The organism is Massilia sp. Root351, assembly GCF_001425045.1.
In the GTDB taxonomy this organism is placed as follows: domain Bacteria; phylum Pseudomonadota; class Gammaproteobacteria; order Burkholderiales; family Burkholderiaceae_D; genus Rugamonas.
Genome location: NZ_LMDJ01000034.1, coordinates 202,635 through 226,352, shown reverse-complemented (window position 1 = coordinate 226,352; position 23,718 = coordinate 202,635). Strand labels below are relative to the sequence as shown.

The window sequence follows — 23,718 nt, the reverse complement described above, 5'->3', positions numbered from 1 at the left end:
ATACCGGCTTTGGTATCGCGCTTTGCGACTATGCATATACGAAATGGCAAGTTGGGATTTGGATTTGCGGCGGTTAAGATCGCTGCAACCATCTTGCAAGGAGCCGCATGAACCGCCCCGCCATTCCCCAGCATTCCGTGCCAGCCACGCCGCGCCGCCTGGCGCTCGCGTGCGCCGCCTTGTTTGCGGCCGCCAGCACCGCCACCGCCGCTTCCGCCGAACTTGCCTCACCCGCCGTGCTCGAGCCGCAAGCGCCCGCAGGCGGGACCGCGGATGCCGCGCCCATGGACCAGGTGACCGTGGTTGGTTCGCGCGCTCGCAACCGCACGGTGTTCGACAGCACGGTGCCGATAGACCGCTTCGGCGCGCGCGAAGTGGGCAACGCGCTGGCCTCCGGCGACGTGGGCGCCGCGCTGCAGAACCTGTCGCCCTCCATCAATTTTCCGCGTATCGAATCGAGCGGCGCATCGGACTCGGTGCGCGGCATCCAGCTGCGCGGCCTGGCGCCCGACCAGGTGCTGGTGCTGGTGAACGGCAAGCGCCGCCACGCCAGCGCACTGCTCGACACCGAGAGCAGCTTCGCCGGCACCGTGCCGGTGGATATCAACGCCATCCCTGCGAACGCCATCGGCCACATCGAGATCCTGCGCGACGGCGCCGGCGCGCAATACGGCAGCGATGCGGTGGCGGGAGTGATCAATATCGTGCTGAAGAAGGCGCGTAGCGGCGGCGCCGCATCGGTGGGCTACGGCGCCAACCATACGGACTTCCAGCCGACCGGCCGCACGCTGACTGACGGCCGCACCAGGACCGCCAGCGCCGACTACGGCGTGGCGCTGGGCGAGGCTGGCTATCTGCGCTTCGGCGCCGAAACGCGGCGCCGTTCGCCGACCGAGCGCGCCGGTCCGAGCGACGCCGCCTGGACCTCGTGGAACGCCACACCGGCCGACATGGCCCTGGACGGCCAGGTGCTGTTCAAGTCCGGCGATGCGAAACAGGACAATGGCTCCGCCTTCTATAACGCGCTGTTGCCGCTGGCGCCCGGCGTGGACGCGTACTCCTTCGCCACGCTGAACAAGCGCAAATCCGACGGCAGCGCGTGGTTCCGCTTCCCCGGCGATCCCGCTAATGTGCCGGCCATATACCCCAACGGCTACCGTCCCGTGACGCACGGCGACAAGACCGACGCCAGCCTGGTTGCCGGCCTGCGTTTTGAGCGGGGCGCCTGGCGCCTGGACCTGAGTGCGCGCCAGGGCAGCGACAAGTTCGAATACGGCCTGTCCAATTCCGTCAACGCCTCGCTGGGCGCGCAAAGTCCCACCAGCTTCCACCTCGCCGGGTTCCGCTTCAGGCAGGGCGCCCTGAACCTGGACGCCACGCGCGAACTGGCGCTGGGCCTGCCGGCGCCGCTCAGCGTGGCGCTCGGTGCGGAGTATCTGCGCGAAACCTACCGCAGCAGCGCGGGCGATGCCGCCTCCTATGCCGCCGGCCCGTTCACCGATGCGCCGCCGGGCGCGCAGGCCGGGCCCGGCCTGCGGCCTGCGGACACGTTCGACGGCGGCCGCCACGTGGTCTCGGTCTACGCCGACGCCGAGAGCGAGCTGACCGCGCGCTTGCTGGTGGGTGCGGCCGCGCGCTATTCCGACTACAGCGATTTCGGCAGCGCCTCCACCGGCAAGCTATCGGCGCGCTACAAGCTGGCGGACGACTTTCTGCTGCGCGGCGCAGTCTCCAACAGCTTCCGCGCGCCCGCGCTGGCGCAGACCGGCTTCCGCTTCGCCACGCTGAACTTCAACGCGGACGGCAGCGGCCTGCAGACGGCGGCGCTGCTGCCAGCCGCCGATCCGCTGGCGCGCGCATTCGGCGCGCAGCAGCTCAAGCCCGAGAAGTCCACCAACGTCTCGCTCGGCCTGGCGTGGCGGCCCGCCGCCGCCACCAGCGCCACGCTGGACGCCTACCGCATCCGCATTCGAGACCGCATCACCCGCAGCAGCGATTTGCAAAGCGGCGCCGTTACCGCCTATCTGGCCGCCCAGGGCCGCCAGGACATCCAGTCCGTGGCCTTCCTTGCCAACCTGCTGGACACCAGCACGCGCGGCGTGGATGCGGTGCTGAACCACGAGCTGCCGGCGGCGGGCGGCAAGCTGAACCTGAGCGCCGCGCTGAACGTCAACAAGACCACGCTGGAATCGGTGCGCCGCAGTTCGGATGCGCTGGCGAAGATCGATCCCGGACTGTCGCTGCTGGCCGACACCAGCCTGTTCCGCATCCGCCACGCCTCGCCGAAATCGAAGCTGATCCTGGGCGCGGACTGGCAAGGCGGCGCCTGGGGCGTGCAGGCCAAGGCCACCCGCTTCGGTGCGCTGAAGGACTTTGTGTTCGACGAGGAAGCGCCGCTGGTGGATGGCGTGAACGCGCAGCACTTCGGCGCGGCGTGGTCGGTGGACCTGGAAGCGCAGTTCAAGCTGAACCGGCAGCTGACGCTGAGCGCCGGCGGCAACAACATCTTCGACCGCTACCCGGAGCGCGTGCGCCAGACCAATGCCGCCACCTACGGCGGGGCGCTGCCGTACAACTTCATCAATCCGCTGGGCGTGAACGGCGCCTACTTCTACGGTAAGCTCACTTACACTTTTTAACCAAGGAAATCCATGAATTCCCGTATCGCCAAACTGCTGGCGCTGGCCTGCTTCAGCGCCGCCTTCAGCCAGTCTCCCGCCAGCGCCGCCGACGCGCTGGTGCTGATGACCGACTTCGGCACCTCCGATGGCGCTGTCTCCGCCATGCGCGGCGTGGCCTACGGCGTCGATCCCAAGTTGTCGGTGTCGGACCTCACGCACCAGATTCCCGACTACGACATCTGGCTCGGCGCCTACCGCCTGTATCAGACCGCCAACTACTGGCCGCAGGGCAGCGTGTTCGTGTCGGTGGTCGACCCCGGCGTGGGCACCAGCCGCAAGTCGGTGGTGCTGAAGACCCGGGGCGGCCGCTATTTCGTCGGCCCCGACAACGGTTTGTTTACGCTGATCGCGGAGCGCGACGGCGTGGCCGAACTGCGCGAGATCGACGAGAAAGTGAACCGCCTGGCCGGCTCCGCCGAGTCCTACACCTTCCACGGCCGCGACGTGTATGCCTACGTCGGCGCGCGGCTCGCTTCGGGTCAGATCAGCTACCAGCAGGTGGGGCCGCAACTGCCGGTGGAAGCGGTGGTCAAGCTGGACTACCAAAAGCCTGCGCGCCAGGGCAATGTCCTGCGCGGCATCATCCCCGTGCTCGATGAAAAGTACGGCAATGTGTGGACCAATATTCCCAAGTCGCTGCTGGACGAGTTGAACGTGGGCGTGGGCGACCAGGTGCAAGTGCGCATCCTGCACAAGGGGAAACAGGTTGGCAAGTACGTGGCGCCGTTTCACCACACCTTTGGCGGCGTGCCGAAGGGACAGCCGCTGGTGTACCTGAATAGCCTGCTGGAAGTGGCCGTGGCCATCAGCCAGGGCAGCTTCGCCGCCAAGCACCATGTCGGCTCCGGCCTGGATTGGCAAGTGGAGCTGAGCAAGCCCGGCAAATAAGGTTGTGCCGCCGCCGCATTCCGCTAGAATGGGGAAAAAAGCGGGAGGCGAGGGGATGACGGAAACCACAGCTGGCGCCAGCGCGGGCACCCATGTCCATCATTTGCGGCAGGTGCTGCTCTGGCCCCTGCGCTTGATGCCGGCCACCGGCGCCGACCATACCCATCAGCGCCCCTGGGAGGTGCTGCGCGCGCTGGGCAAGGCGGACGGCGGCTCGCCGTGGCGCGAAGTGGTCGACGAATTCAATGGCGACGCCGCCAATTTCCACGAACGCCACTACAACGAGTTCGTCACCTTTCTGCCCTATGTGCAGCGCTTCCTGTACGGCGAAGCGCGCAGCGGACGCGGCGAAACCTCGGGCGCCGGCATGCGCGTGTTCCGCCGCCACGACGTAGCCAAGGTGCGCGTGACAGCGCGCGCCGGCGACGCGCCCTTGACGCTTTCCATCGTCCACACCGACCTGTACTTTTTCTTCGACGTCGACGTGGTCATGCTCAACCTCGAAGTCAGCGCCGACAACCTGGCGCTGGAGGAAGCGCAGGAGCTGCTGTACCGCTTCGGCCGCGGCTACCCGGCAGGCTGGGACGGCGAAGGCAAGGCGCTGCACTGCATGCACAGCGTGGAATGGCTGGACGCGCAGGAGCGCGTTCTGTCCCGCTCCGATGCGCAGCAGCGCGACGCTTTCCTGTCCCATGTTTGCGAAAAGCGCGCGCCGCGTATCGCCGCGCACTGGCAGTTCATGCTGGAGCCGCTGGTGTACGACCTGAGCGACCAGGCCGGCGCGCTGCGTTACCGCCAGATCGAGTACTACCGCATGCCGGTGATGGCTTACCTGTCGCTGGAAGACCCGCGCGCCTTGTCGCGCGAGGACTTCATCCGCCTTGGACTGGTCACCGGGCAGGGGCGCGGCTCGCTGCCGTACTCGGAGCAGCACCTGAACGACTTCGAGCGGCAGGTGTGCTACGACCGCTTCTGGGGCGGCAGCGGCGCCGCGCCGGACACGCGCTACCTGTGCAGCGGCCTGTCGCTGATCGTGGTGGGCGCGGCCCGCTCGGACTTCTTCTGCTGCCGCGACCGGGGCGTTCTGGCGCAGTTCCGGCACCAGCACTTCCTGCTGTTCCTGATCGCGCACTTGCAAAAATCTTCGCTGCTGATGTTTTCGGACCGCTTGGCCGAAGCGCTGAACTGCCTGAACGTGGTGGATGCGAACAGCGTGCGCCGCTTCAAGCGCCGCATCCGTTCCTCGTTCGAGGGCTTCCTGCGCTTTACCCACCGCTACTGGTTCAAGGACATCTCGGAACAGACGCTGGTGCGCGCGCTGTACGGCATGTGCGCGGCCCAGCTGGGCCTGGAGCGCCTGCACGCCGAAGTGAAGGTGCGGGTGGAGGACATGAACGGCTACCTCGAAGCGGACAGCCTGCGGCGCCAGGCCAACACGGTGGTGCGGCTGACGGTGGTCACCATCTTCGGCCTGATCGGCACCGTGACCACGGGCTTCCTCGGCATGAACCTGCTGTCCGAAGCGGACGCGCCGATGAGCCGGCGGCTGTGGATTTTCGGCGCAGTGTTCGGCGTCACCACGGTGCTCACGGCCTACACCATGATCAAGTCCAAGCGCCTGTCGGACTTCCTGGACGTGCTGTCGGACGAGCGCCTGCCGTTCTGGACCAAGATGAAGGCGCTGGCGGCGGTGTGGCGCACGGAGCAGAACTGAATCGGCGTTAACGCGGCCTGTGCGCCCTCTGCCAGCCGGCCCTCGCCCCATGCGGCCGGGGGGCGGTGCGCCGAGAACCAGGGTGCGTATCATCACTTTCGCTGTTTTTGACGTTACAGGAAAAAACACCAGCGTTTTCAGTGACAGTCACAGGGTGAATGGCCGGCCGTTCTGGTAAGGTGCTGTTTTTGACCGAACCGAAGCCGCGCCATGTCATCACAAAGCCACCGTACCAGCCAGCTGCTGCAACAAGCCGTGGGCTTGCACCAGCGCGGCGACCTGGCGCAGGCCGAGGCGCTGTATGCCGAAGTTCTGCGCCGCGAGCCGGATAATTTCGATGCACTGCATCTGATGGGCGTGCTGGCGCGGCAGGGCGGGGCGCCGCAAGCGGCGATCGGGCTGATAGGCCAGGCCATCGCCATCGATGCGGGCAAGGCCATCGCCCATTGCAACCTGGGGGCGGCCTTGCAGGACGCCGGGCGGCAGGCGGAGGCGCTGGCCAGCTACGAACGCGCGCTGGCCCTGCAGCCAGCGTATCCGATGGCGCTGGCCAACCGCGGCAATGCATTGCGCAAGCTGGGCCGCGTGGACCAAGCGCTGGCCAGCTACGATGCCGCGCTGGCCTTGCAGCCGGCGTACCCGGAAGCGCTGGGCAATCGCGGCATTGCGCTGCACCTTCTGGGACGGCGCGCGGAGGCGCTGGAGAGTTTCGGCCAGTCACTCACCCTCAATCCCAACCTGGCCGAATCCTATTGCGGCGCGGCCGTCACGCTGCAAAGCCTGGGCCGGCACGAGGACGCCAGGCAGGCCTACCGCAACGCGATCGAGGTCAAGCCGTCGTACGCCGAGGCGTGGACCAGCTACGGCACGCTGATGCAGCGCAGTGGCGACTACGCCGGAGCGCTGGACTGCCACGAGCATGCGCTGGCGCTGCAGCCGGGCAGCGCGCCAGCGCATCTGCACCGCGCCAATGCGCTGCGTGCGCTGAACCGCGCCGGCGAGGCGGCTGCCGCTTACCGCGACGCGCTGGCCTGCGGCGCGGATGCCGCGTCGGTGGCCTACCAGCTGGCCGCGCTGGGCGAAGAGGCCGCACCGGCCATGCCGCCGCCGCAATACGTCGCCGCGCTGTTCGACCAGTACGCGGACGATTTCGACCACCACTTGCAGGACCTGCTGCAATACCGCGCACCGCAATTGCTGCTGGCCGCGCTGGACGAATACGCCGGACCGTCCGGCTTGGCCGGGCTGGCCGTGCATGCGGCACCGGCGGCGCAGGCCGTTGATGGCGCTGCCGCCGCCGCGCCCGATCGCGCCGCGCGGACCGGCATCGACGTGCTGGACCTGGGCTGCGGCACCGGCTTGTGCGGCCCGCTGTTGCGGCCATACGCGCGCACGCTGGCCGGTGTCGACCTGTCGCCGCAGATGCTGGAGCAGGCGCGCCGCCGGGAGGTCTACGATGAACTGGCTTGCGCCGACATCGTCGAGTTCCTGCACGCGCGCGGTACGCCATGCGGACTGCTGGTGGCGGCCGACGTGCTGGTCTACTTCGGCGACCTGCAGCCCGTGTTCCGCGCCGCCCGCCGCGTGCTGCTGGACGGCGGCGCCTTCGCCTTCACGGTGGAAGCGCAGGAGGACGGCGCGCAGCTCATCGATTACTCCCTGCGCCCATCGGGCCGCTACGCGCACTCCCGGGCCTACCTGGAAGCGCTGGCGCAAGCCCACGGCTTCCAGGCGCGCAGCATCGCCGAACAAGTGCTGCGCAAGGACGACGGCCAGGATCTCACCGGCCTGGTCGCGGTCTTCGTCCGTTTATCTTGATCAGCCTCAACATGTAGCAGAGGCCGCTGCGTCACAGCAGGGCTTTTCGCCATTCCTGATGTGATGTAATGCATCACCATTCATGTGATAATTCGCTTCAGCATTTTGCTGCGCGATGTATTGCCGGCGCTTGATATGACTTGCACTGAATTTGCGCGCCGTCTTGGTTTTGCACGGGAAACGCTTTCTCGCATCATGCATGGCGGGGCGCCGGTTAGCCCGGATCTTGCGGTCAGGCTGGAGCGAGCGGGCATCAGTACCGCGCGTGTGTGGCTGGCTGTCCGGGCGGACTACGATTTATGGCATGCGGCCCGCAAGCTGCATCCGCCTATAGAAAAATTCGCAGCAGTCAATTAGCCAGCGCTTGCAGCGCCAGGTGCAGGCGCGGTGCGGCGTGGGTGTAGCCGTATTGGGCGGATTGCGCGTGCAGCAGCCCGAGGTGTGCGCGCAGGGTCTCGGACGGGGCCCGCAGCCAGTCGGCGTAGGCGTGGATCAGCGCGGTGTGGTGCTCGATCCAGTTGCATGACTCTTGCGCCGCGTAGACGGCCAGCTGGCCGGCATAGAATTCGGCGGCCACCGTGTCGCCATCGAGCAGCGACACTTCGGCTGCGCTCAGGTGGAAGCGGTAGGCGTTGTGCGCCAGGCAGTCGCGCGTCAAATGGGCCGCGCCTTGCAGCAGGGCGCGCTTGCGCACGGCGCCGTCCTGCGAGAACAGCGCCAGCGTGCCCAGCACCCATGGGCCGATGAAGTTGTGCAGATGCAGCCGCTCCATCTGCTGTGCCGCCAGCAGGATCTGGCGTTCGGCCAGCGCGCGGTCGCCGCGCAGCCAGGTAATGCGGGCCTGGCTCTCCATCAGGAAGGTTTCGAAGCGCGAGCTGCCCAGCGAGCGCGCCAGTTCCAGCCCGGTTTCCACCTCTTCCGTGGCCTGGTCCAGCAGGCCGTCCGCCACCAGCGCCCAGCCGGCTGTCATGCGCGCGAAGGTCTCGGCGCGGCGGTTGCCGACCCTGCTCGCGATGGCGGCCGACGCTTGCGCATCGCGCACCGCGCCGGCGGCGTCGCCGAGGTAGATGCGGGTGGAGCCGAGCGCGGCGCGGTTCGACGCTTCGATCTGCACGAATCGGTCCTGCTCGCACATGGCCAGGCATTGCTCGAACAGGTCGAAGGCTTTGCGCATGCGGCCTTGCGCGTAGTACGAGTCGCCCACGCCGCTCAGGGCGCGCGCCTGCGTCTCGCGCATGTCGCTGGCCTGCGCGTAGCGCGCCGCGTCCTCGTGCAGGCGGCGGCATTCGTTGTAGTTCCCGCGCGGGAAGTAGATATTGCCCTTCAGGTAAAGCAGCTTGCCCAGCGCGGCTTCGGCGCCGATCTCCAGGGCCAGCGGCACGGTTTCGTCCAGCAGGCGCTCTTCTTCCTCCAGCTCTTCCAGCACGTTCAGCGTGGCGGCCAGGCCCACCACGGCTTCGATCTTGTCCTGCGGCCGGCCGGCCAGCAGCATGGCGTGCTGGTAGTAGCGGCGCGCGTTGCCCATGTGGCCCATGCCGGCGCTGGCGTGCGCGCGCAGCAGCGCGAGCGGGAAGCTGCTGAAACTGGTGGAATCGGCGGTGTTGCAGGCCGCTGTCAAATCCAGCGCCGCTTCGAACTGGTGCTGTTCCAGCCTGGCGCGGATGGCCGACAGCATCATCTCGAGCGCGCCCGGGTCGGCGGCGCGGTACAGGTGGTGCGCGCACTGCACGGCGTCCCGCCCGCGCCAGGCTTGCGCCGCAGCGAGGTGCAGGCGGCGCTGCTGGGCGGGGTCGATGGCGTCGTAGATGCAGTGCATGACGAGGTCGTGCACGAAACTGTAGCTGTCGCCGCCGGCGCTGCCGGAACCGACCGCCGCGCGCAGCAGGCTGTCGCGTCCGGCCGCTTGAGGCTGGTAGTCCGGCTGGCCGAGCGCGTCGCGCAGCAGCGCCAGGTCGAAGCGGTGGCCGAGCACGGACGCCATGCGCAGCGCGTGCGCGTGCTCGGGCGGCATGCTGTCCAGGCGGGCCTGGACCAGGTGGCGCAGGCTGTCCGGCAGGTGCTGGCCGGGACTGGCCAGCAGCTGGGTCAGGAACAGCGGATTGCCTTGCGCGCGCTCCACGCAACGGGCGCGGTAGGCCGGATCGACGTCGCCGAACTGGTCGGCCAGCACCGCCGCCTCGCGCGGCGCCATCGGCGCCAGGTCGAACACGGACAGGCCCAGGTCGTCCATCTGCTGGCGCAGCGCCGATTCGAGCGGATCGTTCTCCACGCGCGAGGTGATTACCCACAGCACAGGCGCTTCGCGCGACAAGGCCAGCAGCGGGCCGAGCGCGTCGAACAGGTAGGGATCGCCCCAATGCACGTCCTCCAGCGCCACCAACTGCGGCTCGGTCATGGCCTGGCGCAGCAGCAGCGTTTGCAGCGCGTGCGACCAGCCCTGCTCACGCACCTCTTGGCTCATGGCCGAATACAGCGCATGCTGTTCGGGGCCGAGCGGCACACCGGCCAGCACATGGTAGAACAGTGCCGAGTCGGCCGGCAGGTAGAGCCGCGCTACGGTGTCGGCGATGGCTTGCGGGTTCGCGTGCGCCAGCGGCGAGCCCAGGCCGAGCAGGCTGCGCGCCAGCTGTTCCAGCGGCGCGCGCCAGCCGGCGTCGGCGCCCAGGTCCTGCACTTCGGCACGGTGGCAGCGCATGCCGTGCTGGCGCCCGATGTCGGCGAATTCCTGCGCCAGCCTGCTCTTGCCCACGCCGGCCATGGCGCGCAGGTAGATGATGTGGCCGCACTGGCTTTCTTCCATGCTCTCCACCACGGCCTTGAACTGGCGCGTTTCGGCGTAGCGGCCGATCAGCGGCGGCAGCTGGCTGGCATCGCTGGCGGCCGGCTTGCTGAAGGCCAGGTAGCCGGGATGGCGCGGTGCGTGCTGCTCCTGGTCCTGCTGTTCCTGCTCGAACAGAAAGCGGTTGTCGAGCAGCGGCAGCAGCTTGCGCTCGACATACAGGGGCAGGCGGAAGGCACGCACGCCCGGCGCGGCATGTGGCGCGTCGCCCTGGCGCAAGTCGGGCACGGGGGCGGCCGCCGTCGCGGTGGCCGCGGCGCCGCGTTCCCAGCGCGCCATGCGCAGGGCCATGGCGCGCCCGCCGTGGGTCAGCAGGTGGCGGTTCAGTTCCAGCGCGCAGCGCATGGCGCGCTCGGCGTCGCTGCGGAAGGCCTGGGGCAGGCCGAACACGGCGGACACCCGGCAACCGTCCACCTGCGCCAGGCGGCCGCCGAATTGCTGCGCCACGTAAGCCAGTTCGTGCACCGCTGCGCTGCCTGCGGTTTGCGGCGTGGCCAGTTCAATCTCCAGCATCACCACGTGACGCAGCACGCCGTCCGCTTCGGCTGGCTGGATTGCGGAGGCCTGCGTTGGCGGGAACTGCACGGTGGAAGGCAGCGCGCCGGAAACGATGGCGGCGGACGCAGACAAGGGCGGCGCGGACGCGGCCGGCACGGACGGCCCGGCCGCCAGTTCTTCCAGCGCCACGCCGAACACCTGGGCCAGGTGGCGCGCGGTGCGGTAGAGCACGATCTTGCCGGTTTCCGCGCGCTTGATGGAGGCGATGGAGACGCACAATTGCTGCTGAAAACACAAGTCCGCCAGCGCTTCCTGGCTCAGCCCGCGCGCTTTGCGCAGGCGTTTCAGCAAGGTGGCGTCGAGCAGCACGCGTCCGTCTTGCGGCAGCGGCGCTTCGGCGGGGTGGAAGGAGGGCAGATCCAGACTCATGACGCTGCCACTATAGCATTGCAATGCGGGCCGGCGCGTGCCCGCCTTGCGTTGCCTAACCGCAATATTAGTGAACGATCATTCCTGTCAGCGGCCGTAAAGGACGCAATATCCGCTTGCTGTGATTGGGCGTGGGGTCGTGCGGCGTGAAGCTGGCGGTGAGGCTGTGGGCGTTGGTGCCTAAGTAGTTTCCGCGTATCGCGCCTACAACACGGGCGCCCGATTCGAAGCGCAGCTGGCCCAGCAGCACGTAGGGCACCGACACGGTGGAATAGGTCAGCGCGATGGCGGCCCGCATCGAGGTGTGCGGCGCCACGGTGTAGGGCGTGTCGAACGCCCAGTCGGTCAGGCGGGTGGAAGCGCAGTTGGCCACGTAGAACACGGCAGCGTCCGACAGGACGAATTCGTCGCCGGATACGGCCGGCACGGCGTAGAAATACTCCACGTCCGGGCCCAGGGTGGCACCGGGCAGGTTGGTCCATGATGACGTTTCGGTCACGGCGATGGACCCGGCCAGCGTATGCACCGACGCTTCGCCGGCGTGGTTGGTGACGGTTTCGGTGTATTGGCTGGCCGGGCTGGTGCGCAGCACGCAGGCTGCGCTGAAGTCGTACTCGATGTGCAGCACTTCTTCGATGCTGATCACGCGGTCGGTCACGGTGGAGGCCCAGATCACGCCCCGGCTGTCGTCGGGGCCGGTGCCGGCGCGTACCGAGAAATTGCCGTCGTCCTGCATGGCCACGTAGAACTCCTGGCCTTGCGCGGTGACTTGGGTGCCCCAGTGCCAGCCGCAGTTGTGCGCCAGGTCGGAGCCCTGGTAGACGCAGAAGTTGCCGTCGCTCTGCACCAGTGCGAAGTAGCGGCCGTGCTGGCCGCCCTTGCGGCTGCTCCACAGCAGGCCCTGCTCGTCGTCGCCGTCCATGCCGCGGTATACGCGCAGCGTGCCGTCGCCCAGCAAGGTGGCGAAGAACAGGCCATTGGCCGACACGATGCTGTCGCCCACCTGCAAGATCTGGTTCATCGGCAAGAAGGTGTGGAAGCGGCGGCCGCCGTGGGTAGGGCGGGGCGGGCTGGCGATGGCTTCGGCGGCGATCTCGTATTGGTGCAGCAGCATGGCGGAGTCCGGCGGTGTGGAAATGGCGCCAGTATGCGGGCGCGCCATGCCGCACAACAGGGCAGCGCGGTCTCAGTTCGGTATCAGCGCCTCCGTTTTAGCAGCCGATGTAACCGCAGGTATTTTAATTCCTTATAAAGCTTTATTTTTTTGAAAACTAATTTAGAATGCCGCACGGAAATGGGGAATGAAAAGTGGAACTGGTATATAAACATGAACGCATGCTGCTCAGGGCGCTGCTGGCGGCCTCGCTGCTGATCTGGTGCGGGCTGGCGCTGGCCACGCTGGGACAGGCGCTGGCCTGTCTTGTTTTTATTTTTGCAATCACCGTATTCATGCAAGCGGCGCTTGCGGCATATTTAAAGGGCACCGGCGTCCATATCAGTTACCAGCAGTTTCCCGACCTGAAAGCGCGCATTGACGTCTGTTGCCGCCGGCTCGGGCTGGAGCGCATACCGGAAGCGTATCTGCTGCGCAGGCCCAGCGCCTTGACCGTCATGCTGCTGGGACGGCGCTACATCGTGCTGCAGGCCGGCGTGCTCGACGCGCTCGAGGAGCGGGCCGACGCCATCAATTTCTACATCGGCCACGAGATCGGCCACATCACGCGGCGCCACCAGCGCTGGCTGCCCCTGCTGCTGCCGGCCGCCGCGCTGCCGCTGCTGGGCGCGGCCTATGCGCGCGCCTGCGCCTACACCTGCGACCGCCACGGCCTGCACGCCTGCGACGACCTGCGCAGCGCCCAGAGCGCGCTGGCCGCGCTGGCGGCGGGCGGACGGCGCTGGCGCCAGCTCAACCTGGATGACTACGCCGCGCAGGCGCGCCAGGCGTGCGGCTTCTGGATGTCCTTCCTCGAACTGGTGAACAGCCAGCCCTGGCCGGTCAAGCGCATGGCGGCGCTGCGGGCGCTGGCCAGCGGCGCCGAGGCGCTGCCGGCCGCGCGCCACCGGCTGGCCTGGCTGGCGGCCATGCTGGTGCCGCGCCTGGGCCTGGCCGGCGCCGCCGGCGGCCTGCTGGCGCTGGCGCTGCTGGCCGCGGCCGCCGCGCTGGCGCTGCCACGGCTGGGCGAATTCGAGGCGCGCACCCAGCTGGCGCGCGCGGTGCGCGTGGGCCAGGACGCCACGGCGGCGGTGGACCGCTATTACTACGCCAACGGCCGCATCCCGGCCAGCCTGCGCGAGGCCGGCTTCGCGCTGGCCGATCCCGGCCTGGCCGTGGTCGACGCGCGCATCGACGGCGACAGCGGGGTGGTGCGCATCTATCCGGCCGACTTTGCGCTGCGCGGCAAGGCTATTGCCTTCACGCCCGCGCTGGCAGAAAATAAGCGCGTCGCCTGGCGCTGCGCCGGCGAGGACATTCCGGCCCGGCTGCTGCCGCCGGCATGCCAAAGCAACCAGCCTGCCGGGACTTTTTTTGACAACTAATCTGGAACTGGCCGCCAACGCGGTGATGGCGCTGTCCATCGTGCTGGCCGGACGCAACAATATTCATTCCTGGTGGATCGGCATCGTCGGCTGCGCGCTGTTCGGCGCGCTGTTCTATGGCGTGCAGCTGTTTGCCGACGTGGCGCTGCAGCTGTTCTTTATCGTCACCTGCCTGATCGGCTGGTATGAATGGGCGCGCGGCGGCGGCGGCAAGGCGCTGCCGGTCACCTCCGCGCGCAGCAGCACGCTGGCGTGGATGGGGGCGGCCGGCGTGGCCGGCACCGTGGGATATGGCTTGATGCTGCACCACTACACCAGCGCCTATGCGCCCTTTGTCGACTCGGCGGTGCTGGCCTTCAGCATCATCGCCCAGCTGCTGCTGATGGCGCGCCGGGTGGAAACCTGGCCCGTATGGCTGCTGGTGAACGCGGTGTCGGTGCCGCTGTATTCCAGCCGGGGCCTGTACCTGACGGCGCTGCTGTACGCCGCCTACTTCGTCAACGCGCTGGTTTCCTGGCGCTGGTGGCGGCGCCAGATGAGCGCGCCGGCCGAAATTGGTATATGATGACCATCATGAAGAGTAAAACCCCACCGGCCGGCGCGCGGCGCGCGGCCTCCAGCCGCAAGGAAGCGACGCACGAGCGCATCGTCGAGGTGGCCGCGCGCGCGATCCGGCGCAGCGGCTACGACGGCACCGGGGTGGCCGACATCATGAAGGAAGCCGGGCTCACGCACGGCGGCTTTTACGCGCATTTCGCCTCGCGCGAGGCCTTGCTGGCCGAGGCGGCCGACCGCGCCGGGGCCGATGCGGTGCGCGCCTCGGCCGACATCGCCGCCGCCGCCGCGCCGGGGCAGTCGCTGCAGGCGCTGATGCGGGCCTATTTGTCGCAGCAGCACCTGGAGGCCGTGGAGTATGGCTGCCCGGTGTCCGCGCTGGGCTCCGAGATGCACCGCCAGGCGCCGGAGGTGCGGCATGCCGCCACCCGCCATATCAAGGAAATGATCGACCTGGTGGCGCGCCAGCTGCCCGGCTGGGGGACGCCTGAGGCGCACCAGCAGGCCATGTTCATGGTCAGCGCCATGATGGGCACCATGGTGATGGCGCGCGCGGTGGACGATCCCAAGCTGTCCGAGGCGCTGCGCGAAGCGGCGCTCAAGCATTTTACGGAAGCAGGCAAAGCAGCAGAATAAGGCCGGCCCGGCGGCTGCGCGCCCCGGGCTTTTTTTGTATCATCAATATGATGATCGTCATATGGAGAAGTGAAATGGACAGCAAAATTGCAATCGTCACCGGCGCCTCGTCGGGTATCGGCCAGGCCGCCGCCGAGCGGCTGGCGCGTGCCGGCTACAAGGTATACGGCACCAGCCGCCGTGGCGCGCAAGGGATGCAAGGCCGGCGCGGCTTCGAGATGCTGGCGCTGGACGTGACCAGCGACGAGTCGGTGCAGGCGGCAGTCAGCCAGGTGCTGCAGCGGGAAGGCCGCATCGACCTGCTGGTCAACAACGCCGGCTTCGGCGTGGCGCCGGCCGCAGCCCAGGAAAGTTCGATGCGGCTGGCGCAGTCCCTCTTCGACACCAATTTCTTCGGCATGGTGCGCATGGTGCGCGCCGTGCTGCCGCACATGCGGCAGCGGGGCAGCGGGCGCATCATCAATATCAGCTCGGTGCTGGGCTTTGTGCCCATGCCCTATATGGCGCTGTACTCGGCCAGCAAGCACGCCATGGAAGGCTATTCGGAATCGCTGGACCAGGAGTTGCGCACGCAGGGCATCCGCGTGTCGCTGGTGCAGCCGGCCTACATCAACTCCGGCTTCGACGCCAATCAGATCCAGCCCGACGAGGCGCTGGACGAATACCGCGCGCTGCGCGCGGGACTGGACCGGCGCGTCAAGCAAGCCGTGGCGGGCGCGGACGGCCCCGGCGTGGTGGCGGACACCGTGCTGCGGGTGGCGCTCGCGGCTGCGCCGAAAGTGCGCTACACCTCGGGCGCGCTGGCCGGCCGCCTGCGCTTCCTGCGCCGCTTCGCTCCCGCAGCACTGATGGAAGCCGGCGTGCGCAAGGACTTGCGGCTCGATTCGCAGCCTGCGGTGGGCAGGCGCTAGCGGGCGCGCCGGCCAGTCATATATCCAGGCTGAATAAGCTATGCAGTTTTAATTCGTTCTATCCTGGAAACTGCGCCGGTATAGTGCTTACTTCCGCACCACCCGATTGATCCCGTTTATGTTCCGTTTCGCTCCGCTGCCCATCGTCCCAAGCCGCCACGTGCTGTACATGCTCTGCATGGCCCAGTGCATGTGCCGCGCCGCCTCGCGCTAGTCCGCGCCAAGCCCGCTCTAAAACACCAAGCCTTGCTGCATCCCGTTCCGGCCCACCAGGCCGGGATGGCTGCGCTTACCCCGGTCTTATGCGGACCGGGGCCGCCGTTCCATTCCCACCCAAGAGGAAACCCATGTTCAAACCTTTAGCCATCTCGCTCGCCGTCGCCGCGGCCTTCCCATCCTTCGCCGCTGCGCAGGAACTGGAGCGGGTCATCGTCACCGGTTCCAATATCCGCACCACGCAGAAAGAGGGCGCCAGCGCGGTCCAGGTCATCAGCGCCAGGGAAATCGCCGCCAGCGGCAAGGCCAGCATCGCCGACGTGATCCGCTCGATCTCGGCCAACAGCGGCAACAGCTACAACGAGCAGTACACCGGCAGCTTCTCGGCCGGCACGGCGGGCCTGTCGCTGCGCGGCATCGGCCAGAAGAACACGCTGATCCTGGTGAACGGCAAGCGCGTGAGCCCTTACGCCACGGCGCAGGACCTGCAGGAAGTGTTCGTCGACCTGAACAGCCTGCCGATGGCGGCGGTGCAGCGCATCGAAGTGCTGAAGGACGGCGCGTCGTCGGTGTACGGCTCGGACGCGGTGGCCGGCGTGGTCAACATCATCCTGTACAAGGAATTCAAGGGCACGGAACTGAGCGCGCAGTACGGCAGCTCGACCGAGGGCACCGGCCAGTCCGAGAAGAGCGCGGCGCTGCAGACCGGCGTCGGCAGCCTGGCCAAGGACGGCTACAGCGTGGTGTTCTCGCTGGACGCGCAGCAGCGCGACCGGCTGCAGCAGGACCAGGTGGCGTGGATGGCCGGCAGCGATTTTCGCGGCAACGCCAATGGCGCGCTGGCCTGGGTGCCGGCCAACTACCTGAACAACGATCCGACGCGCCTGCTCGGCGGCCAGCAAGGCCCGCTGCAGCTGCAGCCGTACGGCGCCATCACCCCGGGCAAGGGCGGCACCGTGCAGGCGTATAACAACGCGCAGTTCAAGACGCTGATCCCGGCCATCAGCCGCATCCATTCCTCGCTGCGCGGCACGCTGAAACTGAACGACGACACCGAAGCCTACGCCGACCTGCTGTACGGCCACTCGCGCGCCGACCAGACCTTCGGCGCCCCGCTGACGGTGGGCAGCGGCCTGCGCGCGTGGAACAACGCCAGGCAGCAACTGGACAACATCAGCGTGCTGCTGCCGGTGGGCCACCCGAACAATCCGGGCGCCACGCCGCTGCCGTTCACCGCCACCCTGTTCGACCTGGGCGCGCGCACCAAGCGCGACAGCGTGGACTTCTTCCGCGCGCTGGCCGGCGTGAAAGGCTCGCTGGCAGGCTGGGACTACGATGCCTCGGTGGGCCGCTCCGGCAGCGCGCTGGAAGAAACCGTGAACAACTTCGTCAACCGCTACGAATTCGAGAAGGTGCTGGCCGAGGGCAGCTACAACTTTGCCGACCAGTCGAAGAACAGCGAGGCGGTGCGCAAGCGCCTGCGCCTGTCGACCTTGCGCCCGGCCGAATCGACCCTGGCCACGGTGGACTTCAACGCCTCGAAGGAACTGGCCGAGCTGCCGGCCGGGCCGCTGGGTTTCGCCTTCGGCGCGCAGTGGCGCCGCGAGGCGATGGACTCGCAGACCTCGGCCGCCGTGCTGAGCGGCACCGAGCTGCGCCCGGCCATCAACATTATCCAGGGCAAGCGCGACGTGGCCGCGCTGTTCGCCGAGTTCAACGTGCCGGTCGTCAAGGACCTGAACCTGAACCTGGCCGGGCGCGCCGACCGCTACAGCGACTTCGGCTCGGCCTTCTCGCCCAAGGCCAGCGTGCGCTACCAGGCCGCCCAGTGGCTGCTGTTGCGCGGCACCGTGTCGCGCGGCTTCCGCGCGCCGTCGCTGCCGGAGATTACCAGCTCCACCTCGGTCAGCTACGGCAGCGTGATCGACCCGCGCGACCCCATCACGCCGACCCAGGCGCGCGGCGTGACCAACCTCACCATCGCCAACGCCGCGCTGCGTCCCGAGCGTTCGGGCAACCTGAACCTGGGCCTGGTGATCGCGCCCAGCGCCGACAGCAGCGTGGGCGTGGACTACTACCGCATCCGCACCAAGGGCGTGATCGACACCGAAAGCGCGGACAACATCATCGCCAACGAAAAGGCCGCGCCGGAAAAAGTGGTGCGCGATGCGCAGGGCCGCATCCAGACCCTGTACCGCCAGTACGCCAACCAGGGCGACCGCCTGGTGTCGGGTATCGACATCGACCTGCGCCACCGCATCGGCCTGCAGCAATGGGGCAAGCTGGCGCTGAACGCGCAGCTGAGCCATGTGTTCAAGTTCGAGGCGCCGCTGGCGCTGGGCGAGCCGCTCACCAACGGCGCCGGCAACAACTACTTCGGCTCCATCCCGAAATGGCGCGGCGTCACCAGCGCCACCTGGGATATCGGCGCCTGGGCCAGCACGCTGACCTGGAACTATGTGGACGGCTACGGCCAGACCACGCGCGAAAACGAGCGCGTGAGGCCGGTCGGCACGCTGGATGCGAACGTGGCGTGGAAGCTGACGCCGGCGGCGACGGTGAGCTTCATCGTGCACAACCTGGGGGACAAGCGGCCGTCGTGGGATTCGTCGACGGCGTTCTTCGATTTCACCCAGGCCGACCCGCGCGGCCGCACCGCGGCGGTGAAGCTGAATTACAAGTTCTGAGCTACTGCTTCTGATCCTGGTTGTGGTCCTGCCCCTGGCCCTGGCGGAAAGCGCTGGGGGTGACACCCATGCGTTCGCGGAAGGCGGTGGCGAAGTTGCCGGCGTTGTTAAAGCCGATCAGCAGCGCGATGTCCTGGACATCGATGTCGGTCTCGCGCAACAGCTGCACGCCGCGCGCGATGCGCTCTTCGCGGATGAAGGCGAACACCGTCATGCCGGTCTGCTCGCGGAACAGCTGCGACAGCTTTTCGCGGTAGGTGCCCACGCTGCGCGCGATCTCGGCCAGGCTGGGCAGGGCGCTCAGGTTGTCGGAAATGAGGCGCTTGGCGGCGTTGACGATCACCGCGTCCGGGTCGGGCTGCGGCGCAGGGAGCTGCACGGCGGCTGCCGGTTCCGGCTCGGGCTCGCCGCGCGTGCGCCGCATCAGGTTCAGGTGCACGTGGATGCGCGCGGCCAGTTCGCCCGGCGTGAACGGCTTGGATACGTAATCGACGCCGCCGATCGACAGGCCCATGATGCGGTCTTCGGCGGCGTCGGCGCCGCTGAGGAAAATCACCGGGATGTCGTAGGTGGCCGGATTGGCCTTGAGCAGGCGGCAGCAGGTGTAGCCGTCCATATTGGGCATGCGCACGTCCAGCAGGATCAGGTCGGGCTGGTTGGCCAGCGCCAGTTGATAGCCCTGCATGCCGTTGAACGCCACCGACACCCGATAGGGCAGCTCGCTCAGCAGATCGACCAGCATGCGCTGTTCGAACGCGGAATCGTCCACGATCAGGATGCTGCGTACATTGGCGTCGCTGGTTAAATACATGGTCGGCTGGTCAGGTTGGAGCTACCGCTGTTGCGTATTATGCCTATCTTTTAAATTTTTTTAATAGATTTCTCCGCGTGCAAAACATCTGTCGCGTCTAGCAAAAGCGTAGTTTCTCAGGATAGACAATAATTGAATCGGGTGTTGAGCCGATGCAACCAAATGTCGGCTCATAAACTTGGTTATCATGAGTTCACTCTCAGTACATGGAAAAAGAAGGTGCATGCAGCACCCAAGATGCAAGTTAGCGAAGTTCTTGCTGGCCAGTTGGTCGCGGAATGTGACTTTTAGTTTTCAGACTAATCTTGATCGAAGGAGTTGCAAAATGAAACACACTGACTTTGGACGTATGCCATGCCCGATCGCCCGCAGCCTGGGCAAAGTGGGCGAGTGGTGGAGCATCCTCATCCTGCGCGATGCATTCTATGGGCTGACCCGTTTCGACGAGTTCGAAAAAAGCCTCAAAATCGCCCCCAATATGCTGACCCGCCGCCTGGCTGGCCTGGTCGAAGGCGGCCTGATGGAGCGCCGCCAGTACAGCGCCCGTCCGCCCCGCTACGAGTACGTGCTGACCAAGGCCGGGCGCGATTTCAAGCCTGTGCTGCTGGCCTTCGTGGCCTGGGGCAACGACCACCTGGCACCGGAAGGCGCCAGCCTGCTGGTGGTGAGCCGTGAAACCGGCAAGCCTGCCGACCAGGTGCTGGTCGACGCGCGCACCGGACTGGCCATCAACGACGAGGACTACATGTTCGCGCCGGGCCCCGCCGCCAATGAATTGATGCGCATGCGCCTGGACGACATGGGCCGGCGCGGCGTCCAGTAACCCTTCATCGCCGTAGTTCAAGGCTGCAGCTGTTCGTAGACCGCGTTGGCGATCTGCGACAGCTCGGCCTTCCCCAGCGCGCCCGAGAGCGCGTATCCGTAGCTGCCATCTATCCAGTAAAACACACTGAGCGCGCCATCCCTGGCGTAGCGGAACCCGGTGTCGCGGCTGCCTGCCTGTCCCGAGGACACGTACAGGGTCAGCCGCTGTCCGCTGGCGTCGGTGTACATGAATTGCGCCACCGGGCCGTTATCGCCCGGCAGCAGCCTGCCGCCCACCAGTTCGTAGCCCAGCGGCGCCAGCCGGGGCGGATGCAGCGGCGTGCCCAGCCGTTTCGACAGCCAGGCCACCAGGTGTTCCTGCTGGTCCGCGCCCACTTCCACCGGATGCCGCACTTCGGGCGCGTACACGCGGTGCGCCAGCGCGGCGCGGTGCGCCAGCGCCGCGCTGCCGCGTGCCTCCGTTGCCAGGCCGCCGCCGGCCGCGCCGCGCGGGTCCGCAGCCGCGGCGCGGGCCAGGTCGCTGTCAGCGGTGCCCGGCTGCCCGCCGAAGCTGCCGTGCGCCACCCAGCCGAGCGCCGCACTCGACAGCATCAGCGCCACGCTGGCCGCGTAGCGCCGCAGCGGCCAGCCGTAGCGCTGCCAGCCGCGCGGACGCAGCATGCCGCGTGGAATGGCTTCGTCCAGCACCGGGCTGTACAGCGAGCGCAGCGCCACGTTCTGCTGGCGGTAGGCGCGCAAGCGCGCGGCCTCCTGCGGGTGGTGCTCCAGGTAGCGGTCGATGTCGGCGCGGCGCTCCTGCGCCAGGCGGCCGTCCACCCAGGCCTGCAGTTCGGCTTCGGTGACCGGATTCATGGCAAGGCCCTCATTTCACCACCTTCAACGTTGAGATCGGCGCCTGGCCCAGCATCAGCAGCCGCAGCCGTTCGCGCGCGCGCGACAGGCGCGACATCACGGTGCCGGGTGGAATGTTCAGGACGGCGGCCACTTCCTCGTAGCTCATGTCTTCCAGCGCCACCAGCAGCAGCACTTCGCGCTGCTCGGCCGGCAGCAGTTGCAGCGCGGCCTGCATGTCGCGGATTTCCAGGCGGTCGCCGGCGGCCGGCGCGCTGAGCGAGCCCTGCAGCTCCTCGCTCAGCTCCACCGTGTGCAGCGCCGGCTGGCGCAGCCGGTCCACATGCAGGTTGTGCATGATGCCGAACAGCCAGGCCCGCATGTCGCCGCCGCGCCGCCAGGACGGCAGCTTGTGCCAGCCGCGCTCCATGGTGTCCTGCACCAGGTCGTCGGCGCCGGCGCGGTCGCCCAGCAGCGCGCGCGCGTAGCGGCGCAGGCGCGGGATGCAGGCGGTGAGGCTGGCGCTGTCGTCTTGCATGATGGCGGGCGTGGTTGAGCGGCTGTGCGGCTTGGCGCCTAGTCCTTGACCACGTGCCACACGTCCTTGAAGTTGTCGCCGCTGCGGTCGCCGGCCTTGGCGTCCTGGACGAAGGTGTACAGGGGCTTGCCCTTGTAGGCCAGCTGCTTGCTGCCGTCGTCGCGCGTCACCACCGAGTAGGGGGCGGCCACTTTCTCCGGCGCGGCCACGGCCGGCCAGTTCTGGATGCAAGGCCCGTTGCAGGCGCTCTTGCCGCTGCCGGCCGTGTCCTTGTCAAAGGTATAGACGGTCATGCCGGAACCGGTGACAAGCACGCCGCCGTCTTTTTTCAGGTCTTGCGCGTGGGCTGCCCCGCCCGCGAGCAGCAGGGCGGCGATGGCGATCATGGTCTTCATGGATATCTCCTTGGTTTGGGTGAGTGGGTGCAACAATTGCGTATACGTAAGCTGCGGCCCCTTTATTCCATCGCGCGTAAAATTTTCTCTCCACACCTTCAAGGATAGGAGATCCCCATGAACAAGGCAAAACTGGCATTGATCACGGCTGCCCTGCTGGGCGCGTTGTCGGCACAGGCGCAGAACCTGGCCAAGTCGGACCAGCAGATGCTGCTGCAGCTGGCGCAAGGCAATATGGCGGAAATCGAAGCGGGCAAGATCGCACTGCAGAAATCGCAGAACACCGAGGTGAAGGCCTTCGCGCAGCAAATGATCGACGACCACACCAAGGGGCTGCAGGAGGTACAGAGCGTGGCCCAGAGCAAGGGCGTGACCTTGCCGTCCGAACCGGACGCCAAGCACAAGGCCATGGCCAGCAAGCTCAACAACCTGTCCGGCGACGCGTTCGACCGCACCTATCTGGCCCAGGCGGGCGTGGCCGACCATAAGAAGACCCACGCCCTGGTGCAAAAAGTGCAGTCCAGCGCCAAGGATGCCGATGTCAAGGCGCTGGCCGCCAAGCTGGAACCGACCGTGGCGCAGCACCTGACCCATGTGACGCAGCTGAACGCCAGCATCAAGGGCAGCAGCGGCACTGCCAGCGGCGCCAGCGGCAGCGAGGGCGCGACCGGCAGCGGCGCCGACGGCGCCATGGGCAGCAAGACCGACAGCGCAGCCAAGCGGCCGCGCGCCGTGCCGGACAAGGCCAGCGGCAACACCGATAATCCGGAGAACAAGCAGAATCCGACCACCCAGCCACCCGCGCCGATCAAATAGGGCGGGCTGCTGCATGGCAAGCATGGGTACAATGAGCGCCCATGCTCGCCATTCTTTCCGTCACCTTTCCTTTCTTTGCGCTAGTGCTGTGCGGCTACGTGGCCGTGCGGCGCGGCATGCTGCCGCAGTTGGCGATTCCCGGCCTGAACAGCTTCGTGCTGTATTTCGCGCTGCCGTGCATGCTGTACCGCTTCGGCGCGGGCACCCCGATTTCGCAGCTGCTGGACGTGGGCGTGTTCAGCGTCTACCTGCTGTGCGCGCTGGCCATGGTGGGCATCGCCATGGCCGCCACGCTGCGCCGCAGCGGCTGGAACGACGCCGCCTTCGGCGCACTGGTGACGGCCTTTCCGAACACCGGCTTCATGGGCGTGCCGCTGCTGCTGGCGCTGGTGGGGCCGCGCTCGTCGGGGCCGGCCATCGTCGCCATCGTGGTCGACATGATCATCACCAGTTCGCTGTGTATCGCGCTGTCGCGCATGGGCAGCGGCGCCGGGCGGGAGGCCCTGGGCCGGGCGCTGCGCGGCATGCTGGGCAATCCCATGCCCTGGGCCATCGCGCTGGGCGGACTCAGTTCGGCGGCCGGGCTGGCCTTGCCCAAGCCGGCCATGCAGACGGTGGGCCTGCTGGCCGACGCCGCCTCGCCGGTGGCGCTGTTTACCATCGGCGCGGTGCTGGCGCGTTCGCAGATGAGCGTCGGCACCGGCGCCGCCGCGCCGCAGCCGGTGCGTGCCTTGGCGCATGGCGGCAGGGACACGCGCCACGGCCCGCACGACTACGTTGCGCTGGCGCTGATGAAGCTGCTGCTGCATCCGCTGCTGGTGGCCGGCGCCGGCCATGCGGCCATGGCGCTGGGCGTGCCGCTGGACCCGGCCGCGCTGACTGTCATCGTGCTGGTCGCTTGCCTGCCCAGTGCCAGCAACGTGGCGCTGCTGTCCGAGCGCTTCGGCGCCAACACGGGGCGCATCGCGCGCATTATCCTGGTTTCAACTAGCTTGTCTTTTTTGACATTTTCAGCGGCCGTCGCTGTCCTGCGCTGAACTGTGGAATAATGCGGCATTGCGCATAGTGCGTTGCGGCAATATGGTAGAGAAG

19 protein-coding genes are annotated in these 23,718 nt (G+C 67.5%); 13 read left to right on the top strand and 6 right to left on the bottom strand.

Translation table 11 applies throughout. The features are described 5' to 3' along the window. Positions 1–107 precede the first annotated feature (107 nt). The 5 genes from ASD15_RS27680 (at position 108) to ASD15_RS32030 (ending at position 7,458) form a co-directional block, all read left to right on the top strand. Positions 108–2,639 (top strand): TonB-dependent siderophore receptor, encoded by a 2,532-nt coding sequence (locus tag ASD15_RS27680; RefSeq protein WP_057158255.1) that lies wholly within the window; start codon positions 108–110, stop codon positions 2,637–2,639. Between the two features lie 12 nt (positions 2,640–2,651). Then, positions 2,652–3,569 carry an S-adenosyl-l-methionine hydroxide adenosyltransferase family protein gene (locus tag ASD15_RS27675; RefSeq protein ID WP_057158254.1) on the top strand — a complete coding sequence of 306 codons (918 nt, stop codon included), beginning with the start codon at positions 2,652–2,654 and terminating at the stop codon, positions 3,567–3,569. Positions 3,570–3,624: 55 nt separating this feature from the next. Then, complete coding sequence (locus tag ASD15_RS27670) at positions 3,625–5,283, top strand: hypothetical protein (protein ID WP_057158253.1); 1,659 nt, start codon at positions 3,625–3,627, stop codon at positions 5,281–5,283. Positions 5,284–5,493: 210 nt separating this feature from the next. After that, positions 5,494–7,101 (top strand): tetratricopeptide repeat protein, encoded by a 1,608-nt coding sequence (locus tag ASD15_RS27665; RefSeq protein ID WP_082552198.1) that lies wholly within the window; start codon positions 5,494–5,496, stop codon positions 7,099–7,101. An 84-nt stretch (positions 7,102–7,185) separates the two neighbouring features. Beyond that, a complete protein-coding gene (locus ASD15_RS32030; protein WP_267877842.1) occupies positions 7,186–7,458 on the top strand; it encodes a HigA family addiction module antitoxin in 273 nt (90 codons plus the stop codon). Here the strand turns inward: ASD15_RS32030 and ASD15_RS27660 are convergent. Both ASD15_RS27660 and ASD15_RS27655 read right to left on the bottom strand, forming a co-directional pair. Further along, the gene (locus ASD15_RS27660; RefSeq protein WP_057158251.1) at positions 7,451–10,867 is read right to left on the bottom strand and encodes an AAA family ATPase; all 3,417 of its coding nucleotides are present in this window, start codon (positions 10,865–10,867) and stop codon (positions 7,451–7,453) included. The two genes, ASD15_RS32030 and ASD15_RS27660, sit on opposite strands and share 8 nt — an antisense overlap. A 67-nt stretch (positions 10,868–10,934) precedes the next feature. Then, positions 10,935–11,981: a hypothetical protein gene (locus ASD15_RS27655; protein ID WP_157201172.1), complete on the bottom strand. Its 1,047-nt coding sequence runs from the start codon at positions 11,979–11,981 to the stop codon at positions 10,935–10,937. 194 nt (positions 11,982–12,175) lie between these two features. On the opposite strand from ASD15_RS27655, the gene ASD15_RS27650 reads away from it, so the two are divergent. The 5 genes from ASD15_RS27650 (at position 12,176) to ASD15_RS27630 (ending at position 18,410) form a co-directional block, all read left to right on the top strand. Then, entirely contained in the window at positions 12,176–13,405 is a 1,230-nt protein-coding gene (locus ASD15_RS27650) for a M48 family metallopeptidase (protein WP_057158249.1), read from the top strand. After that, positions 13,395–13,970: a nicotinamide riboside transporter PnuC gene (gene pnuC / locus ASD15_RS27645; protein ID WP_082552197.1), complete on the top strand. Its 576-nt coding sequence runs from the start codon at positions 13,395–13,397 to the stop codon at positions 13,968–13,970. Before ASD15_RS27650 ends, pnuC begins: the two co-directional genes overlap by 11 nt. Next, positions 13,967–14,596 (top strand): TetR/AcrR family transcriptional regulator, encoded by a 630-nt coding sequence (locus ASD15_RS27640; protein WP_057158247.1) that lies wholly within the window; start codon positions 13,967–13,969, stop codon positions 14,594–14,596. Before pnuC ends, ASD15_RS27640 begins: the two co-directional genes overlap by 4 nt. A 74-nt stretch (positions 14,597–14,670) precedes the next feature. Continuing rightward, entirely contained in the window at positions 14,671–15,507 is an 837-nt protein-coding gene (locus ASD15_RS27635; RefSeq protein WP_082552196.1) for an oxidoreductase, read from the top strand. Between the two features lie 347 nt (positions 15,508–15,854). Further along, positions 15,855–18,410: a TonB-dependent receptor gene (locus tag ASD15_RS27630; RefSeq protein ID WP_057158245.1), complete on the top strand. Its 2,556-nt coding sequence runs from the start codon at positions 15,855–15,857 to the stop codon at positions 18,408–18,410. A gap of 1 nt (position 18,411) precedes the next feature. Here ASD15_RS27630 and ASD15_RS27625 read toward each other — a convergent pair whose 3' ends face one another. After that, positions 18,412–19,221: a response regulator gene (locus ASD15_RS27625; protein ID WP_057158244.1), complete on the bottom strand. Its 810-nt coding sequence runs from the start codon at positions 19,219–19,221 to the stop codon at positions 18,412–18,414. Positions 19,222–19,546: 325 nt separating this feature from the next. Here ASD15_RS27625 and ASD15_RS27620 point away from each other — a divergent pair, with 325 nt between their 5' ends. Next, positions 19,547–20,044, top strand: a complete 498-nt coding sequence (locus tag ASD15_RS27620) for a helix-turn-helix domain-containing protein (protein WP_056404007.1) — start codon at positions 19,547–19,549, stop codon at positions 20,042–20,044. Between the two features lie 17 nt (positions 20,045–20,061). On the opposite strand, the gene ASD15_RS27615 is transcribed toward ASD15_RS27620, so the two are convergent. The 3 genes from ASD15_RS27615 to ASD15_RS27605 are packed head-to-tail and all read right to left on the bottom strand — an operon-like array spanning position 20,062 to position 21,810. Further along, on the bottom strand, positions 20,062–20,898 hold the full coding sequence (locus ASD15_RS27615) for an anti-sigma factor (protein WP_057158243.1): 837 nt from the start codon (positions 20,896–20,898) through the stop codon (positions 20,062–20,064). 10 nt (positions 20,899–20,908) lie between these two features. Beyond that, a complete protein-coding gene (locus ASD15_RS27610) occupies positions 20,909–21,415 on the bottom strand; it encodes an RNA polymerase sigma factor (protein WP_057158242.1) in 507 nt (168 codons plus the stop codon). Between the two features lie 38 nt (positions 21,416–21,453). Further along, positions 21,454–21,810 carry a hypothetical protein gene (locus ASD15_RS27605; protein WP_057158241.1) on the bottom strand — a complete coding sequence of 119 codons (357 nt, stop codon included), beginning with the start codon at positions 21,808–21,810 and terminating at the stop codon, positions 21,454–21,456. Between the two features lie 117 nt (positions 21,811–21,927). Between ASD15_RS27605 and ASD15_RS27600 the strand changes: the two genes are divergently transcribed. Then, positions 21,928–22,626 carry a DUF4142 domain-containing protein gene (locus ASD15_RS27600; RefSeq protein ID WP_082552195.1) on the top strand — a complete coding sequence of 233 codons (699 nt, stop codon included), beginning with the start codon at positions 21,928–21,930 and terminating at the stop codon, positions 22,624–22,626. Between the two features lie 41 nt (positions 22,627–22,667). Beyond that, positions 22,668–23,663, top strand: coding sequence for an AEC family transporter (locus tag ASD15_RS27595; protein WP_057158240.1), 996 nt, complete (start codon positions 22,668–22,670; stop codon positions 23,661–23,663). Positions 23,664–23,718: the final 55 nt, after the last annotated feature.

Bases quoted from the DNA above. Each gene is read 5' to 3' on its own strand.
- ASD15_RS27680 (WP_057158255.1), top strand. From the start codon at position 108: ATGAACCGCCCCGCCATTCCCCAGCATTCCGTGCCAGCCACGCCGCGC.
- ASD15_RS27675 (WP_057158254.1), top strand. From the start codon at position 2,652: ATGAATTCCCGTATCGCCAAACTGCTGGCGCTGGCCTGCTTCAGCGCC.
- ASD15_RS27670 (WP_057158253.1), top strand. From the start codon at position 3,625: ATGACGGAAACCACAGCTGGCGCCAGCGCGGGCACCCATGTCCATCAT.
- ASD15_RS27665 (WP_082552198.1), top strand. From the start codon at position 5,494: ATGTCATCACAAAGCCACCGTACCAGCCAGCTGCTGCAACAAGCCGTG.
- ASD15_RS27660 (WP_057158251.1), bottom strand. From the start codon at position 10,867: ATGAGTCTGGATCTGCCCTCCTTCCACCCCGCCGAAGCGCCGCTGCCG.
- ASD15_RS27655 (WP_157201172.1), bottom strand. From the start codon at position 11,981: ATGCTGCTGCACCAATACGAGATCGCCGCCGAAGCCATCGCCAGCCCG.
- ASD15_RS27640 (WP_057158247.1), top strand. From the start codon at position 13,967: ATGATGACCATCATGAAGAGTAAAACCCCACCGGCCGGCGCGCGGCGC.
- ASD15_RS27635 (WP_082552196.1), top strand. From the start codon at position 14,671: ATGGACAGCAAAATTGCAATCGTCACCGGCGCCTCGTCGGGTATCGGC.
- ASD15_RS27630 (WP_057158245.1), top strand. From the start codon at position 15,855: ATGTTCAAACCTTTAGCCATCTCGCTCGCCGTCGCCGCGGCCTTCCCA.
- ASD15_RS27625 (WP_057158244.1), bottom strand. From the start codon at position 19,221: ATGTATTTAACCAGCGACGCCAATGTACGCAGCATCCTGATCGTGGAC.
- ASD15_RS27620 (WP_056404007.1), top strand. From the start codon at position 19,547: ATGAAACACACTGACTTTGGACGTATGCCATGCCCGATCGCCCGCAGC.
- ASD15_RS27615 (WP_057158243.1), bottom strand. From the start codon at position 20,898: ATGAATCCGGTCACCGAAGCCGAACTGCAGGCCTGGGTGGACGGCCGC.
- ASD15_RS27610 (WP_057158242.1), bottom strand. From the start codon at position 21,415: ATGCAAGACGACAGCGCCAGCCTCACCGCCTGCATCCCGCGCCTGCGC.
- ASD15_RS27605 (WP_057158241.1), bottom strand. From the start codon at position 21,810: ATGAAGACCATGATCGCCATCGCCGCCCTGCTGCTCGCGGGCGGGGCA.
- ASD15_RS27600 (WP_082552195.1), top strand. From the start codon at position 21,928: ATGAACAAGGCAAAACTGGCATTGATCACGGCTGCCCTGCTGGGCGCG.
- ASD15_RS27595 (WP_057158240.1), top strand. From the start codon at position 22,668: ATGCTCGCCATTCTTTCCGTCACCTTTCCTTTCTTTGCGCTAGTGCTG.